We start from the raw sequence: 14,382 nt of genomic DNA on the forward strand, positions 1-14,382 counted from the left end.
GAGTGGCAATCGCGGTTAGAACCGTGATTGCCACTCACGAGTCCCACAGCCGCCGCTGCCCCGCGTCCGGATCCGACACCGTCTCGCTGACGTCGTCGAACACCCGCGTCACCCGGTCCTCCGGCCGGTACGACGCCCACCCCGGATCGCCGGTCGCCACGAACCGGACCCACGTTCCGAACATCTCCTCCGCCATCGCCCGCAGCCGCTCCGGATCCGGGCGGGCGATGGCGAACATAAAGCGCCAGTTGGGGTTGCCGACGTCGTCGAACACGAACGGCAGGTCCACCCCGTGCGCCGCGCCGAGCCCCTTCCCGCGCGGCGCGATCCGCCAGTCCAGCCGGTACATCCACGCCGTGCCGCCCGCCGCGTGCTGGGTCTCGGCCAGCCGGATCGCCGGCAGCCACCAGTCCCCCGCCGTGCGGACGCGGTTCACCAGCTGGTCCTCCGGCCAGTCCGGCAGCAGCTCCCGGTACGCCTCGGTCATCCGCGCGAGGTCATCCGGTCCGAGCATCGTCGAACCGGTGCCGAGCAGTTTCGCGCCGCCGGTTTGCAGCCAGGAGAACAGATCCTGTTCGTCGGCCGTGGTGCCGGCGAGGATCCGGACTTCCCGGGCCGCCCCGTCCGCGACAGCTTCGCCGGGCCGCTGCGGCAGGAGATCCCCGTCGACCACCACGCGGTAGGTCACGAGGGTGCCGAGCTGAGCCGTGACCCGTTGCTGCGCGGTCAAAATCTCCGTGACCGGCAGCGTGCGCAGGTCCGCGTTGCCCAGCTCGGCCAGCACCGCTTCGCCGACAGCTTCCGCTTCGGCCGGGGTGTGGACGACGGAACCGACGCCGGTGCCGCTCTGCACGATCGCCTGGCTGAACAGCCCTTTCGCGGCCGGAACCGCCAGCAGCGTCCCCACCGTGCGGCCGCCGTTGGACTGCCCGGCGAGCGTGACGCGCCGCGGGTCGCCGCCGAACGCGGCCACGTTGTCGCGGACCCATTCCAGCGCGAGCACTTGGTCGTGCAACGAGAGATTCCCGTCGGAAACGCCGGGCAGCCGGAGCATGCCGAGCACCCCGAGCCGGTACGCGACGGTCACCACGACCACACCGCGGCGGGCATACGCGGACGCGTCGAACTGGTGCGGCGCGCCCATCACCCCGCCCCCGCCGTGGATCCACACGAGCACCGGATACGAACCAGGTGCTTCGGGCGCGTAGACGTTGACGTACAGGCAGTCCTCGTCGCCGACGAAGCGTTTCCCGGTCACGTCGGGCTGCGGGGCTTTGGCCGCGAACTCCGTCGCGTCGCGCACCCCGGTCCAGGACGCCGCCGGCACCGGCGGCCGGAACCGCAGCTCCCCCACCGGCGGTTCCGCGAACGGCACCCCCAGGAACAACCCTGCTCCGTCCCGCACCTCGCCGCGGACGGCACCGGTCCGCGTCTCCACCGTCGTCACGCCCGGCAGCCTAACGCCGGCCCCCGCGCGTGCTCCGGGGCCGCGGGTGATGATTGTCCCGTGGAAATCGCAGCGGAATTGGTGGCGCTCGTCCTGACGGTTCTCCTGGTGACCGTCGTCGCGCGCCGGATGGACTGGTCGGCTCCGCTGTGCCTCGTCGCGGTCGGCGTCGGGGTGTCGTTCATCCCCGGGGTGCCGCAGTACGAACTGGACCCGGAGATCGTCCTCATCGGGCTGCTGCCGCCGCTGCTGTACTCGGCGTCGATCCAGACGTCGCTGATCGCGTTCCGCAAGCTGCGCGGGCCGATCGCGCTGCTTTCGGTCGGGCTGGTGGTGTTCACCGCGTTCGGCGTCGGGCTGGTCGCCTGGCTGGTCGTGCCGGGATTGCCGCTGGCCGCCGGGATCGCGCTGGGCGCGGTCGTCGCACCGCCGGACGCGGTGGCGGCGAGCGTGGTCGCGCGGCGGGTCGGGATGCCGCGCAAGCTCGTCCGGCTGCTGGAGGGCGAAAGCCTCTTCAACGACGCCGCCGCGCTCGTCGCGCTGCGCACCGCGATCGCGGCGATCGCCGGCGCGGTCAGCCTCTGGCAGGTCGGCCTGGATTTCCTGCTCGCAGCGGCCGGCGGGATCGTCGTCGGCTTCCTCGTCGGGCTGATCGTGACGTACGTTCGCGCGAAGCTGGAAGACACGCTCACCGACACCGCGCTGTCGTTCGCGGTCCCCTTCGCGGCGTACCTGCTCGCTGAAGCGGTGCACGGATCCGGCGTGCTGGCTGTGGTCGTCACCGGCCTGATCCAGGGACACCAGACGCCGCGCATCCAGTCCGGGCCGTCGCGGCTGGCCAGCAGGCTGAACTGGGAGACCGTCCAGTTCCTGCTGGAGAACATGGTCTTCCTGCTGATCGGCCTGCAAGTGCGGGGCATCCTGCACGAGGTCGGCAAGAGCGGGCTGTCGCTGTGGCAGCTCGTCGGGATCTGCGCCGCGGTGCTCGCCGCGACGATCCTCACGCGGATGCTCTGGATGGTCGGCATCGGCGTGGTGAAACGCCTCCTGGACACCCTCGGCGTGGAACGCGGCAAGGTGTGGCCGTGGCGCTACTCGGCGGTGATCGCGTGGGCCGGGATGCGTGGCGTGGTCACGCTCGCCGCGGCGTTCGTGCTGCCGGCTGACACCCCGCAGCGCGCGGTGCTCGTGCTGGCCGCGTTCGTCGTGGTGGCCGGGACGCTCGTGGTGCAGGGCATGACGCTGCCGCCGCTGATCCGCCGTCTTCGCCTGCCTCGGCCGGACCCGGCGGAGGACGCTCTCCAGGAAGCCGCCGTGCTGCACGACATGACCCGTGCCGCGCTCACGAAGCTGGAGGAGCTGCGGCGTCCGGAGGACCCGCCCGAGGTGATCGAGCGGCTGCGCGACCGGTTGCAGGGCCGGTCCGACGCCGCCTGGGAACAACTCGGCAGGCAGAGCGCGCTCGCCGAAACCCCCAGCGACGCCTACCGTCGGCTGCGCGTCCAGCTTCTCGAAGCCGAACGCGAAGTGTTCCTGAAGGCACGGGACAGAGGCAGTGCCGACGACGCGGTGCTGCGCCGCGTGCTGGCCCGGCTCGACATCGAAGAATCCATGCTCGACCGCGACGAGGAGGAACCCCCGGTGGCCGAACGCGAACTCAGCACCCCCGCCGCCACGGCCGGGTCCTGCAAGCACCTCAGCCACGAGTGGCCGGAGAAGGAGCCCAGCTCCCCGGACTCCTGCGCCGAATGCGTCGAAGCCGGGACGACCTGGGTGCACCTGCGGAAGTGCCTCAAGTGCGGGCACGTCGCCTGCTGCGATTCGTCGCCGGGCAAGCACGCTTCGCAGCACTTCCGCGAAACCCTGCACCCGGTGATGCGCAGCTTCGAGCCGGGCGAGACGTGGCGATGGTGCTTCGTGGACAAGCAACTCGGTTGAGCCGACCGGTTAGGGTCGGGGCATGAGCACGCCCGAACAGGAAGTCGAGTACCGCCAGCACCGCTTCAGCCCGCCCTCGGGCGCCACCGAGATTTTCCTGGTGCGCCACGGGGAATCGATGCCGCAACGGCTCAGCGAGCCGTTCGATCTCGTCGACGGCCAGGCCGACCCGGACCTCGCGCCGGAAGGCCGCGACCACGCCGCCCGCGTCGGCGAGCGGCTGGCGTCGGAACGCATCGAAGCGCTGTACGTGACCACCTTGCGGCGCACCGCGCAAACCGCTGCGCCGCTGGCGGAAAAGCTCGGCCTCACCCCGGCCGTCGAGCCGGACCTGCGCGAGATCCACCTCGGCGAATGGGAAAACGGGCTGTTCCGCAAGCACACCGCCGAAGGGCATCCGCTGGCGCAGAAGCTGTGGGAACAACAGCGGTGGGACGTCCTGCCCGGCGCGGAATCCGACGAAGCGTTCGGCCTCCGGATCCGGGCCGCGCTCACCCGCATCGCCGCGGCGCATCCCGATCAGCGGGTCGCGGTGTTCACCCACGGCGGCGTGATCGGCGAGGTCTTCGCCCAGGCGAGCCGTGCGCTGGAGCGGTTCGCGTTCCTGGGCGCGGACAACGGCTCGATCTCGCACCTCGTGGTGCACGGCGAGAACTGGCTGATCCGCGGCTTCAACGACCGGTCTCACTTGGCGGCCCCGCTCGGCTGAGCCGGCTCGTCGCGGCGGACGAACCCCGCCGCGACGAGCTGCACCGTCACCAGCACCGCGATCGCCTCCGCGGCCAGCAGCCCGATGAGCACCAGCACCTGTGTCGTACCGGCTTGCAGCGGGCTCGCCCCGCCCAGCAGGACGCCGACGTACGCGCCCGGCAGCGTCACCAGGCCGACCGTCCGGGTCTGATCGAGTGCCGGGATCAACGCGTGCCCGGCCGACGGACGGCAGATTTCCAGCGCGGCATGCCTCGGCAGAAACCCCAGCGCCAGCGCGGCTTCGTACTCGCCGCGGCGTTGCTTGAGTTCGTCGAGCGCGCGGCGGGCCGCCTGCGAGGTCGCGGTCATCGAACCGCCGATCACGATCCCCGCGATCGGCACGACGGAAATCGGCTTCGCCGGGACGACGCCCGACCCGAGGACGAGCCCCAGCACCGGAAGCACGCCGGACGCCAGCGACAGCGCCACCCACCCGATCCGCTTCGGCACCCCGATCCGGCTCGCGGACGTCGCGGCGGCGATGGTGAACATCGCGAGGACGAACAACCCGGTCAGCCAGCCCGACCGCAGGATGACCGTGATGACCAGCGAAACGAGCGCGAGCTGCGCGACGGCGCGGACGGCCGCGACGAGCACCGCCCGCCCCTGCCCGAGCTGCCCGAACCGGACGACGGCCGCGCCCGCGAGCGTCAGCACCGCGAGCACGGCGATCAGCGCGGGCCCGAATCCGATCGCACCGTTCACGGGGTGATCCTGCCGCAGGCCGGGGTTCGGCGCGGCGAACCGGGGCCTTGTCCCGGACCGGTGCTGCCCCCGATGAGGCTTTCTTCGCGGCGGCCTGGCTGCAGGGGCGCTTGCGAGGGCGATGCGGAGCAGCCGCTGGCGAGACCCTTGCAGGGCTTCGCTCCCGCGGACCTTGATATCGCGAGCCAGGCCCGGCAGCGGGGCGAGACCCCCGCGCTCCTGCGAAACCCCGACGCGGGCCCCAGAGCTTCGAGCAGCTCCGGTCAGGCGCTGCAGCTGAGCTGCCGCCCCTCCCCGGACACCGATTTCTCGGCGACCACGTGCCCGTCGACCCGGATCCGGCACAGCAGCGCCCCGGCGCTCTGCGCGACCAGGCTGCTGAACACCGGCTGCGCGGCGGGAGTCTTCCGCTGCACCGTCACCGACCAGGGCAGCTGGACCTCGGCCTGTTGTTCGAGGTCGCCGCCGGTCGCGACGTAGGTGAGGTTGTGCGCGACGTCCCCGCCGGTCAGCTCGTAGACGACCGTGCGGGTCACCTCTTGCGCTACGGCGGGTTCGACGGTCACCGACGGCACCGACGCGGCCGGGGCGGGCCGGTCCGGGGTCGCTTTCGGCATGACGTACCACGCGACAGTGACCGCGACGGCGATGACGCCTGCCACGACCACCACGCTTCCGAGCGGCCGCAGCCTGCCCGTTTCCCCCCGGGCCGCCGTGGGCCGGGTCGCGCCAGGAACACCCATGGAGAGGTCTTCTCTTCTCGAGCGCACTTCCCGCGAGTGCGACGTCTGGTTCTTCGCCAGACCGTTACACGGCGTTAGCCAACCCGAGAAAATCAGCTCCATTTCACCCTGATGGGGGTAGGGGACGTTCGCTCACGAGCACGGTCACCACGCACGATGCCGATGACGCTCGCGCATCCCCCGGTTGACGCAGGGTGATCAGTCGACGAGCCCGGCCTCGGCCAGCATTCGCAGCACGCGCTGTCCGGCGGGCGGGCAGGCGGCGGCGTCCGCGGCGCTCAGCCAGGCGGCCTCGGCGATCTCGGCCGACGGCTCCGGTTCGCCGGTGTGGTCGGCGGTGTAGCAGGTCATCCGGACGCGGCGGCCGTCGGCGAATCCGTCGGCCCGCTCGTCGAGCAGCGCGAAGAACCGGAAGCTGAGCGGGTCGAGCGCGACGCCCAGTTCCTCGCGGATCTCCCGGCAGAGCCCCTCGACGTCGCCCTCGCCGGGTTCGCGCTTGCCGCCGGGGAGATAGAACTTTTCCTTGCCGGTCGTGCGGACCGACAGCAGCCGCCGGTCCCGCACGTGGACCCAGGCCAGGGCGTCGATCGGGGTCATGGGCGCCATTTTGTCGTACCCGAGGGGGATGATCGCGGGGTGTACTCGGAAAGCCCGCCGCCGGAGTCCCTGCGCCGCCTCGTGCGGTGCCGCTGGGAGTCGGTCGAGCCCGGCCCGAAGCGCATCGTCCCGGACGGCTGCGTGGACCTCGTCGCCGGCGCGGGCCAGGTGTTCGTGGCCGGACCGGACACGACGGCGTGGACGTCGGTGTACCCGCCCGGCACGCGCCTGCGCGGCCTGCGCTTCCGGCCCGGCGCGGCGGCCGCGATGCTCGGCGTGGGCGCGGACGAACTGCGCGACAGCCGCGTCCCGCTGCCGGACCTGTGGAACCGCCGCGGCGCGACTCTCGCCGACGAAATCCTCAGCGGCCGCGACCTTGCCGACGCGATGGCCGATGTCGCGACAGAGCGGGCCGCCGCCGCGGATCCGGTGGTGGAGCGGATGCTGGCGAGACTCGCCGCGGAGTCCGCTGGGGACACCGGAAATCTGAGCCGAGGAGAAGCACCCGCCACGCGACAACTGAGCGCGCGGCCATCGTCGAGTGCCGCCGAACCATCCGCGGGGCATCCGGCTGAACCGAGCCGAAGCGAACGGCAGGCGCGCCGCCTCTTCACTCTCGCAGTCGGCTACGGACCGGCCACCTACCGCCGAATCCTGCGCCTCCAACGAGCCATCGCACTGGCCCCCGCCGTAGCGACCCTCGCCGATCTAGCTGTCGCTGCGGGGTACGCCGACCAACCGCATCTCACCCGCGAATGCCGGGCCCTCACCGGCCTCACCCCGGGCTCCTGCTTTGCCAGGCAGCTCACTCCGCCGCCAGATCCTGTTGCCGCGCAAGGAAATGCGCCGTCTCCGCCGTAGCCGGATACAACGCCCGGTAATGCGCGTAGAACTCGTCGTACCGATCCGCCCGGACGGGATCCGGCTCGATCACCTCGGCGACCGGGTTCCACGCCTCGATATCCGGCTCCAACCCGACCGCCACCGCCGCCAGGTACGCGTCCCCGAAGCACGCCCCGACAGTTTCCGTCGGAAGATGCTGCGGCGTCCGCGTCACGTCGCTGACGATCCCCGTCCACACCCTGCCCTGCGTCCCGCCGCCGACCGCCACCAATCGGCGCGCGGGAGCACCCATCGCGGAAAGGTTGTGCCGCACCCCGTAAGCCGTCCCCTCCAACGCCGCGCGGTACAGCTCCGCCCGCCCGTGCGACGTGGTCAGCCCGGCGATCATCCCGCGTGCCAGCGGATCCGGCGCAGGGGTCCGCTCGCCCGCGAAGTACGGCAGCATCAGCAATCCGCGGCTTCCGGCCGGGACCTGACCGGCCGAGGCGACCAGTTCGGCGAAATCGCCGTCGAAGAGTTCCCGCAGCCAGTCGGTGATCGCGCCGGAGGTCGCCATTCCGGCGGCCAGCGAGTAGCTGCCCGGGAAAACCCCGCGAGTCGCCCACAAGCCGGGCACCGGACGGGCCTCGGCGACAGCCTGGACGAGGAACATCGTGGTGCCGTACATGACCATCGTGTCGCCGGGCTCGCGCACGCCCGCACTGGCCGCTTCGGCCCACGCGTCGATCGTGCCGCAGGCGACCGGCAATCCGGCAGGCAATCCGGTCTCGGCGGCCGCTTCGGCGGTGACCGTGCCGACGACCTCGGTCGGCCAGGCGAGCCGCGGCAGGTCGATTCCGGGCGCGACGAGCGCGGCCCAGTCCTCCGCCCAATCTCCCGCGCGCAGGTCGTACATCGGGTCGCATTGGCTGGCCGAATGGTGGTCGAGCACATACTCGCCGGTCAGCCGCTGGACGAGATACGAACTCGCCATCAGGAACTGCCGGGCCCGCGCGGCGACGTCCGGTTCGTGCCGGTACAGCCACCGCCACTTCGGGCCGACCGCCTGGCTCGACAGCGCGCTCCCGCACCGTTCCACAATGGACTCTTCGCCGAGTTCGGCGGTCAGCTCGGCGATTTCCGCGCCCGCCCGGGTGTCCACGCCGTAGAGAATCGCCGGGCGCAGCGGCCGTCCGCCGGCGTCCGCGGGCAGCAGCACCGGGCCGATGCCGCTCACCGCGAGCCCGGCGGGTTTCGCGCCGTCGGCCAGCAGTTCGCGGACCAGCTCGGCGAACCCGGCCCACCACACGGTTTCGGCGTCGTGCTCGAACCAGCCGGGGCGCGGGCGGGAGGTGCTGTGCGGGCGGGCGGCGCGCGCCAGTACAGTGCCGTCCGCACCCACGAGGACGCCTTTCGAACTGGACGTGCCGATGTCGATGCCGAGCAACGGGCCCGGTCGCATCACAGCACCCCCGGCAAGCGGACGGTAAACGATTACCGGCAAGGTATTCTGCGCTCACCGGGGTGTCAAGGAAGCCAGGACGAGGAGGCTCGGTGGCCACGATCAGCGACGTCGCCGCCAGGGCAGGCGTCTCGACCGCCACGGTGTCGCGGACACTGAACGGCAAGTCCACAGTGGACCCCGAGCTGGCCGCCCGGGTGCTGGAGGCCGCCGAGGAGCTCGGCTATCACCCGAACGGACTGGCGAGAAACCTGCGCCGCCAGGAGACCGCCGTGCTCGCGCTGATCATCTCCGACGTCGAGAACCCGTTCTTCACCTCGATCGCGCGCGGGGTCGAGGATCTCGCGCAGGTGTCGGGGTACTCGGTCGTGCTCTGCAATTCCGACGAGAACGAGGACAAGGAACGCCGGTACCTCGACGTCGCGCTCCAGGAACGCGTCGCGGGCGTGCTGCTCTCCCCCACCGGCCCGGCCACGAGCGTCACGCGGCTGCGCCGGCTCGGCATCCCGGTGGTCGCGGTCGACCGGCCGCTGCCCGGCACCGACGGCGACCAGGTCCTCGTCGACACCCGGCGCGCCGCCCGGCAGGCGACCCGGCATCTCGTCGCGAACAGCTACCGGCGGGTGGCGTGCCTGACCGGCCCGCCCGGCGTGCGCACCGCCGACGACCGGCTGTCCGGCTACTTCGACGCGGTCGGCGAGGAGAACGCGATCTTCCGCCGCGCCGAGTACCGCGCGGAAGGCGCGCGCCACGCCGCCGGGGACCTGCTGGACCAGCCGGTGCCGCCGGACGCGCTGCTGGTCGCCAACAGCACCATGGCGATCGGCGTTCTGGAGGCGCTCGCGGAGCGGAGCCTGCGGGCCGGTCGCGACATCGGCATCGTCTCGTTCGACGACGCCCCGTGGACGACGCTGATCGACCCGCCGCTGACGGTCGTGGCTCAGCCCGCGTACGAGATCGGCCGGGTCGCCGCGCAATTGCTGCTGGCCCGCATCGCCGACAGCACCCGCGAACCGGTCACCACGACGCTGGACGCGCAGCTGATCGACCGGCAAAGCTCGCACCGCTGACCGGCCGCGCCGGGAAACCGGCGGCGCAAGGATCCAGCCCCGGCGCGCGGCGAAATCCGGCGAGCAGACCCAGGCCGAAAACGGAATCCGAGGGAAACGACGTGCCTGGCGGCCCGGCGGAGATCCGCCGAGCCGCCAGGCACGCCCCACCCCCTGTCCCCCCAGCTTCCGCCGCGGACGGCGGAGCACGGGCCGCACCCGAGGGCGGGAAACCGATTACTCGTTCGCAACGTAAATCGGCGGTCCGGGAGTGTCAAGCACTCGAAAGCCTGGACAAGCCACCCGGTGCGGGGCAGACTGTCCCGAACTCGCCTACGCATCGTGTTGACTTCTGTGCGATGCGTGTCGATCTTTGGTGAATTCACCCACAAAAAGGCGAGAAACCGCACGAACCCGCACACACGCGCTAGGCTGAGCGTATGTCGATAGCGCTGGAGAACGTTCTCGCAAGAGCCGGCCTCAAAGCCGACGCGAACGAGTTTCTCACGCTCGTGGAGGACGCGGCCCGCAGGCTGTCGCCGCCCAACCCCGACCCCTCGCACTACTTCTCCCCCGACCAGCAGGCCGCGCTGACCGACGCGGGGCTCGATCTGAGCCCGCGCGACGAGGGCGAACCGGACTTCCGCGCGCGCACCGTCGCCGCGCACGCCGTGCTCGCCGACTCCGCGCTCTCGGTCGGCCAGGCCGCCGAGATGCTGAACGTCGACGACAGCCGGATCCGGCACCGCCTCAAGGAAGGCAGGCTCACCGGCTGGAAGGACCAGGGCTGGCGGCTGCCCGCGTGGCAGTTCAACGGCGCGGGCGTGCTGCCCGGCCTCGAGACCGTGCTGCGCGCCGTCCCCGAGGACCAGCCCGCGCTGGTCGTCGCGGCGTTCATGAACACCCCGCAGCCCGACCTGGTGATCAGCGACCGGCCGGCCACGCCGCGGCAGTGGCTGCTCGCCGGCGGCGACCCCGAGCAGGTGGCCCGGCTCGTCGCCACGCTCGGCTCGCCGTTCTGACCCGCTGACCTTCCCCGCCTGCGCACCGCCCGCCCACCGCGGCGCAGGCCCGCCCCCTGCCCCGACACAGGACGGACAACCTCCCCCGCATGGCCCGGCTCCCCTCGCCTCCGGCGCGGTCGGCTCTGGTCAAGGGGCTCGACCGCAGCCACGACGTGGTTTCGGTGCAGCCCGAGACCCGGCTGGTCCGCATCTTCACCGCGCACGGCAACCATCCGCAGCAGTGGAACACCTTCCGCTACACCGGCCCGCTCCCGCACGGCCGGTTCGACCAGCAGACGCCCGGCCGCGGCGGCCGCCCGGTCACCGACCCGGGCAACGGCGTGCTGTATTTCGGCCTGACCGTGCGCACGAGCGTCGCCGAGGTGTTCCAGACGACCTCGACGGTGGACCGCACGACGCGCGGCCCGCGGCTGGTCGTGGTGCGCCCGACGCGCGTGCTTCGGCTGCTCGACCTCACCGGGTTGTGGCCGACCCGGGTCGGCGCGTCGCAGGAGATCTCCAGCGGCCCGAAGAAGATCACCCAGGCGTGGGCGCGGGCGATCCGCGGCGCGATGCCGGACCTCGACGGGCTCTGGTACCGCTCGTCGATGGACGCGGGCAAGCCCTCGGTGTGCCTGTGGGACCCGCCCGCGGGCGCGGCGCTGCCGATCGCCCCGGACGTCCTGCTTCCGCTGGACCATCCGGGGCTCGACGTGCCGCTCGGGCGGGTGTGCGAGGAGCTGAACTACACGCTGCTCAGCTGAGGTGCCGGGCCCACCAGGCCAGCACCGCCTCGAACCGCTGCACCCGGTGCCGCGGCTTGCCCGAGCGCGTCAGCTCGTGCCCCTCTCCCGGGAACAGCAGGAATTCCGTCTCGACCCCGGCCTGGCGCAGCGCCACGAACTGCCGCTGCGCCTGCTCCAGCGGGCACCGCCAGTCCTGCTCGGAGTGCACGACGGCGAACGGGATCCGGATGTCCGCGGCGTAGCTGAGCGGGCTGCGGCGACGCTGTTCCTCCGGGTCCGCGCCGACGTAGCCCTCGGTGAAGTAGTAGCCGATGTCGGAGCTGCCCGCGAAGGAATCCCACGCGTTCACCGCGCGCTCGCTCCACGCCGCGCGGAACCGGTCCGGGTGCTTCGCGGCGACCCAGCTCGTCATGAACCCGCCGTAGGACCCGCCCATCATGCCGGTCCGCGACGCGTCGAGGTCCGGCCGCTCCAGCGCCTTGTCGAGCAGCGCGAGCACGTCGTCGACGTCGACGGTGCCCATGTTGTGCACGACCGAAGTACCGTGCGATTGCCCGTATCCGGCCGAGCCGCGCGGATTGCCGAGCACGACCGCGAACCCGGCCGACGCGTACACCTGCGCCTCGTCGAACACCGTCCATTCCTGCTGGGCGAACGGCCCGCCGTGCACCACGCGCAGCACCGGGTGCGGCCCCTCGCCTTCCGGAAGGACGAGCCAGCCGTGCACCGGGTAGCCGTCCGGCGCGGTCGTCTCGAGCTCCACGACCTCGCAAAGACCCTTGTCGCGCAACGGCTTCGAGTAATCGGTGAGCGTGCGCGGACTGTCCGCGCCAAGCACCACCAGCTCGCCCGCAGTGTCCAAACCGGCCACAACCGCGACGACAGTGCCGCCGTCCGCCGCGAATCCGTGGACTGCCGAATGCCCGGCATGCAGCACACGCAAGTCGTCGAACTTCGCACCGTCGCCGTCCGTCGCGATCGCGCGCAGTTCCACCGCACCCCGATTGCGCACGGCGACCAGCACCTCGTCGCCCAGCGGAACCGCCGGGCCGGAGCCGCTCTCGATGTCCACGGTCTCCACATCGGTCAGCCGCCGCGGTTTCCCGTCCGGAACGACCGCGTACAGCCCGGTATTGGAGGCGACGACGACACCGTCCTCATGAGACGTGCCGAAGAAGTAGAGCGTGCCGTCCGGCGCGTACACCGGCTGATCGGCATACCCGGCGCAGGCGGCCAGGACCTCGGGGGCGCCACCGTCGACCGGAAACGCGACGAGGTCGTGCTCGCGCGTTTCGATCCGGTCGAAGTCGTGCGGCACGATCACGACGACGCGCTCGCCGTCCGGCGTCCAGACCGGCTGGCTGACGCTGTAGTCGCGCGGCGTCACCGCTTCCGGCTCGCCCTCCTCGAAGGTGTCGAGCACGAACAGCCGCTTCGGCCGGTCACGCAGGAAACCGACGTTGTCGATGCGGTAGTCGAGCCGCGTGATCAGCCGCGGCGCCTCGGCGGCGGGCTCCGGTGTGCGCTCGTCGGCGTCCTCGGTGCCGTAGCGGCCCGGCTCGGCCTCCCGCGCGGTGAACGCGAGCCAGCGCGAATCCGGAGCCCACACCGGCGCGTCCGCACCGAGGTGCAGCGAAGTGAGCTTCCGGGATTCGCCGCCGTCGACGGGCATCACGTGCACCTGCGGGCTGCCCTCGGCGCCCTTGCCTTCGCCGGCGCGCAGGAACGCGACCCACCGGCCGTCCGGCGAGATCGCCGGCGACGAGTCGCGCGGCCCCTGCGTCCACGGCGTTTCGCCGCCGGAGAGCGAGATCCGCCGGATCGCGCTGCGGTACTGGTCGGTTTCCAGGTCGGGACTGCTCACCGCGGCGAGCAGGAGGTCACCGCGCAGCGCGGGACGGCCGGGGACGGCGAGGACTTCGATGTCGGCAGGACGCATGCCGACGACCGTACCCGATCCTTAGCAAGGCAAACGACCTATTTGGCCTCGACCGCCCGCCGTTCGTCGCGCTTGGCCTTCGCCAGGCTCAGCACCGTGGTCACGGTGAGGACGACGACGATGACGCCGAGGGACATCCAGTTGCTGATGTCCAGCCAGTCCGGCGCGAGGTGGTACTCGTGCAGCGCGTGCACCACCAGCTTCGCGCCGATGAAGGCGAGGATCACCGCGAGGCCGTAGCTGAGGTACACCAGCTTCGTGACCAGCCCGCCGAGCAGGAAGTACAACTGCCGCAGGCCCATCAGCGCGAACGCGTTCGCGGTGAAGACCAGGAACGCCTCCTGGGTGATGCCGAAGATCGCGGGGATGGAGTCCACCGCGAACAGCAGGTCGGCCGAGCCGATCGCGACGATCACCAGCAGCATCGGGGTGATCTTCCGCTTGCCGTCTTCCTTCACCAGGTACTTGTGGCCGCGGTAGTCGTCGGTGACCGGGAAGAGCTTGCGCACCCAGCGGGTGAGCGCGTTCTCGTGGTACTCCTCCTCGTCGCCGTTGCCGCGCAGCATGCTGATCGCGGTCCAGACGAGCACCGCGCCGAAGACGAAGAACACCCAGACGAACTGGTTGATCAGCGCCGCGCCGACCGCGATGAACACGCTCCGCATGCCCAGCGCGAGCAGGATGCCGACGAGCAGCACGCGGTGCTGGTGGATCGCGGGCACCTTGAACGAGGTCATGATGATCATGAAGATGAACAGGTTGTCCACGCTCAGCGAGTACTCGGTGATGTACCCGGTGAAGAACTGGACCCCGGGGTCGTGCCCGGCGAAGAACCAGATGCCCGCTCCGAACAGGACGGCGCAGGCGATGTAGAAGATCACCCAGCGCGCGGCCTCGCCGGTGGTCACCTCGTGCGGCTTGTGGTCGACGATCACCAGGTCGATGGCGATCAGCGCGAGCAGCCCGCCGACTGTCGCGAACCACAGCCACAGGGGGACGGTCATATCTGAAACCTCCGGATAGTGCGCAGCAGCAACTAACCGGAGGTCTCTCCCGCCGGTGCGAGACCGGCCGACGGTGCCGGGGACCTCGGCGAATGACTCGCCCGGGTCACCGTGCTGACGACACCGCCGCGAAGGAATACTCCCCTCACAGCGCGTTCAGTCTGCCGGTTACGCGC

Annotated in this window: 13 protein-coding genes; 6 read left to right on the forward strand and 7 right to left on the reverse strand. The window is 71.3% G+C overall.

All coding sequences use genetic code 11. The features are described from left to right. Positions 1-34: 34 nt before the first annotated feature. Positions 35-1,447: a carboxylesterase/lipase family protein gene (locus tag L3Q65_RS17770; RefSeq protein ID WP_237600291.1), complete on the reverse strand. Its 1,413-nt coding sequence runs from the start codon at positions 1,445-1,447 to the stop codon at positions 35-37. 60 nt (positions 1,448-1,507) lie between these two features. On the opposite strand from L3Q65_RS17770, the gene L3Q65_RS17775 reads away from it, so the two are divergent. Next, entirely contained in the window at positions 1,508-3,385 is a 1,878-nt protein-coding gene (locus L3Q65_RS17775) for a Na+/H+ antiporter (protein WP_237600292.1), read from the forward strand. 22 nt (positions 3,386-3,407) lie between these two features. Next, positions 3,408-4,094 carry a histidine phosphatase family protein gene (locus L3Q65_RS17780; protein ID WP_182895270.1) on the forward strand — a complete coding sequence of 229 codons (687 nt, stop codon included), beginning with the start codon at positions 3,408-3,410 and terminating at the stop codon, positions 4,092-4,094. Here L3Q65_RS17780 and L3Q65_RS17785 read toward each other — a convergent pair. From L3Q65_RS17785 to L3Q65_RS17795, 3 genes are all read right to left on the reverse strand, one after another. After that, positions 4,070-4,840: an ABC transporter permease gene (locus tag L3Q65_RS17785; RefSeq protein ID WP_237600293.1), complete on the reverse strand. Its 771-nt coding sequence runs from the start codon at positions 4,838-4,840 to the stop codon at positions 4,070-4,072. The genes L3Q65_RS17780 and L3Q65_RS17785 overlap by 25 nt on opposite strands. Before the next feature lie 263 nt (positions 4,841-5,103). Continuing rightward, positions 5,104-5,583 carry an MmpS family transport accessory protein gene (locus L3Q65_RS17790; RefSeq protein ID WP_237600294.1) on the reverse strand — a complete coding sequence of 160 codons (480 nt, stop codon included), beginning with the start codon at positions 5,581-5,583 and terminating at the stop codon, positions 5,104-5,106. A gap of 198 nt (positions 5,584-5,781) precedes the next feature. Next, positions 5,782-6,180 carry an NUDIX domain-containing protein gene (locus L3Q65_RS17795; RefSeq protein WP_237600295.1) on the reverse strand — a complete coding sequence of 133 codons (399 nt, stop codon included), beginning with the start codon at positions 6,178-6,180 and terminating at the stop codon, positions 5,782-5,784. A gap of 39 nt (positions 6,181-6,219) precedes the next feature. Between L3Q65_RS17795 and L3Q65_RS17800 the strand changes: the two genes are divergently transcribed. Then, positions 6,220-7,041 (forward strand): helix-turn-helix domain-containing protein, encoded by an 822-nt coding sequence (locus tag L3Q65_RS17800; protein ID WP_237600296.1) that lies wholly within the window; start codon positions 6,220-6,222, stop codon positions 7,039-7,041. Here L3Q65_RS17800 and L3Q65_RS17805 read toward each other — a convergent pair. Then, complete coding sequence (locus L3Q65_RS17805) at positions 6,986-8,464, reverse strand: FGGY-family carbohydrate kinase (RefSeq protein ID WP_182895275.1); 1,479 nt, start codon at positions 8,462-8,464, stop codon at positions 6,986-6,988. The two genes, L3Q65_RS17800 and L3Q65_RS17805, sit on opposite strands and share 56 nt — an antisense overlap. A gap of 92 nt (positions 8,465-8,556) precedes the next feature. On the opposite strand from L3Q65_RS17805, the gene L3Q65_RS17810 reads away from it, so the two are divergent. The 3 genes from L3Q65_RS17810 (at position 8,557) to L3Q65_RS17820 (ending at position 11,281) form a co-directional block, all read left to right on the forward strand. Then, on the forward strand, positions 8,557-9,534 hold the full coding sequence (locus L3Q65_RS17810; protein WP_182895276.1) for a LacI family DNA-binding transcriptional regulator: 978 nt from the start codon (positions 8,557-8,559) through the stop codon (positions 9,532-9,534). A gap of 419 nt (positions 9,535-9,953) precedes the next feature. Next, positions 9,954-10,535 carry a DNA-binding protein gene (locus tag L3Q65_RS17815; protein ID WP_182895277.1) on the forward strand — a complete coding sequence of 194 codons (582 nt, stop codon included), beginning with the start codon at positions 9,954-9,956 and terminating at the stop codon, positions 10,533-10,535. 89 nt (positions 10,536-10,624) lie between these two features. Continuing rightward, positions 10,625-11,281, forward strand: coding sequence for an RES family NAD+ phosphorylase (locus tag L3Q65_RS17820; protein WP_101439344.1), 657 nt, complete (start codon positions 10,625-10,627; stop codon positions 11,279-11,281). Here the strand turns inward: L3Q65_RS17820 and L3Q65_RS17825 are convergent. Both L3Q65_RS17825 and L3Q65_RS17830 read right to left on the reverse strand, forming a co-directional pair. Continuing rightward, positions 11,274-13,202, reverse strand: coding sequence for a S9 family peptidase (locus L3Q65_RS17825; protein ID WP_237600297.1), 1,929 nt, complete (start codon positions 13,200-13,202; stop codon positions 11,274-11,276). The genes L3Q65_RS17820 and L3Q65_RS17825 overlap by 8 nt on opposite strands. A gap of 38 nt (positions 13,203-13,240) precedes the next feature. After that, on the reverse strand, positions 13,241-14,206 hold the full coding sequence (locus L3Q65_RS17830) for a TerC family protein (protein WP_237600298.1): 966 nt from the start codon (positions 14,204-14,206) through the stop codon (positions 13,241-13,243). Positions 14,207-14,382: the final 176 nt, after the last annotated feature.

This window comes from Amycolatopsis sp. FU40 (genome assembly GCF_021903635.1).
Lineage (GTDB): Bacteria > Actinomycetota > Actinomycetes > Mycobacteriales > Pseudonocardiaceae > Amycolatopsis > Amycolatopsis dendrobii.

What these genes read in the sequence shown, in the direction of transcription:
- L3Q65_RS17820 (WP_101439344.1), top strand. Translation starts at nt 10,625, where the DNA reads ATGGCCCGGCTCCCCTCGCCTCCGGCGCGGTCGGCTCTGGTCAAGGGG.
- L3Q65_RS17780 (WP_182895270.1), top strand. Translation starts at nt 3,408, where the DNA reads ATGAGCACGCCCGAACAGGAAGTCGAGTACCGCCAGCACCGCTTCAGC.
- L3Q65_RS17830 (WP_237600298.1), bottom strand. Translation starts at nt 14,206, where the DNA reads ATGACCGTCCCCCTGTGGCTGTGGTTCGCGACAGTCGGCGGGCTGCTC.
- L3Q65_RS17790 (WP_237600294.1), bottom strand. Translation starts at nt 5,583, where the DNA reads ATGGGTGTTCCTGGCGCGACCCGGCCCACGGCGGCCCGGGGGGAAACG.
- L3Q65_RS17815 (WP_182895277.1), top strand. Translation starts at nt 9,954, where the DNA reads ATGTCGATAGCGCTGGAGAACGTTCTCGCAAGAGCCGGCCTCAAAGCC.
- L3Q65_RS17795 (WP_237600295.1), bottom strand. Translation starts at nt 6,180, where the DNA reads ATGACCCCGATCGACGCCCTGGCCTGGGTCCACGTGCGGGACCGGCGG.
- L3Q65_RS17825 (WP_237600297.1), bottom strand. Translation starts at nt 13,202, where the DNA reads ATGCGTCCTGCCGACATCGAAGTCCTCGCCGTCCCCGGCCGTCCCGCG.
- L3Q65_RS17805 (WP_182895275.1), bottom strand. Translation starts at nt 8,464, where the DNA reads ATGCGACCGGGCCCGTTGCTCGGCATCGACATCGGCACGTCCAGTTCG.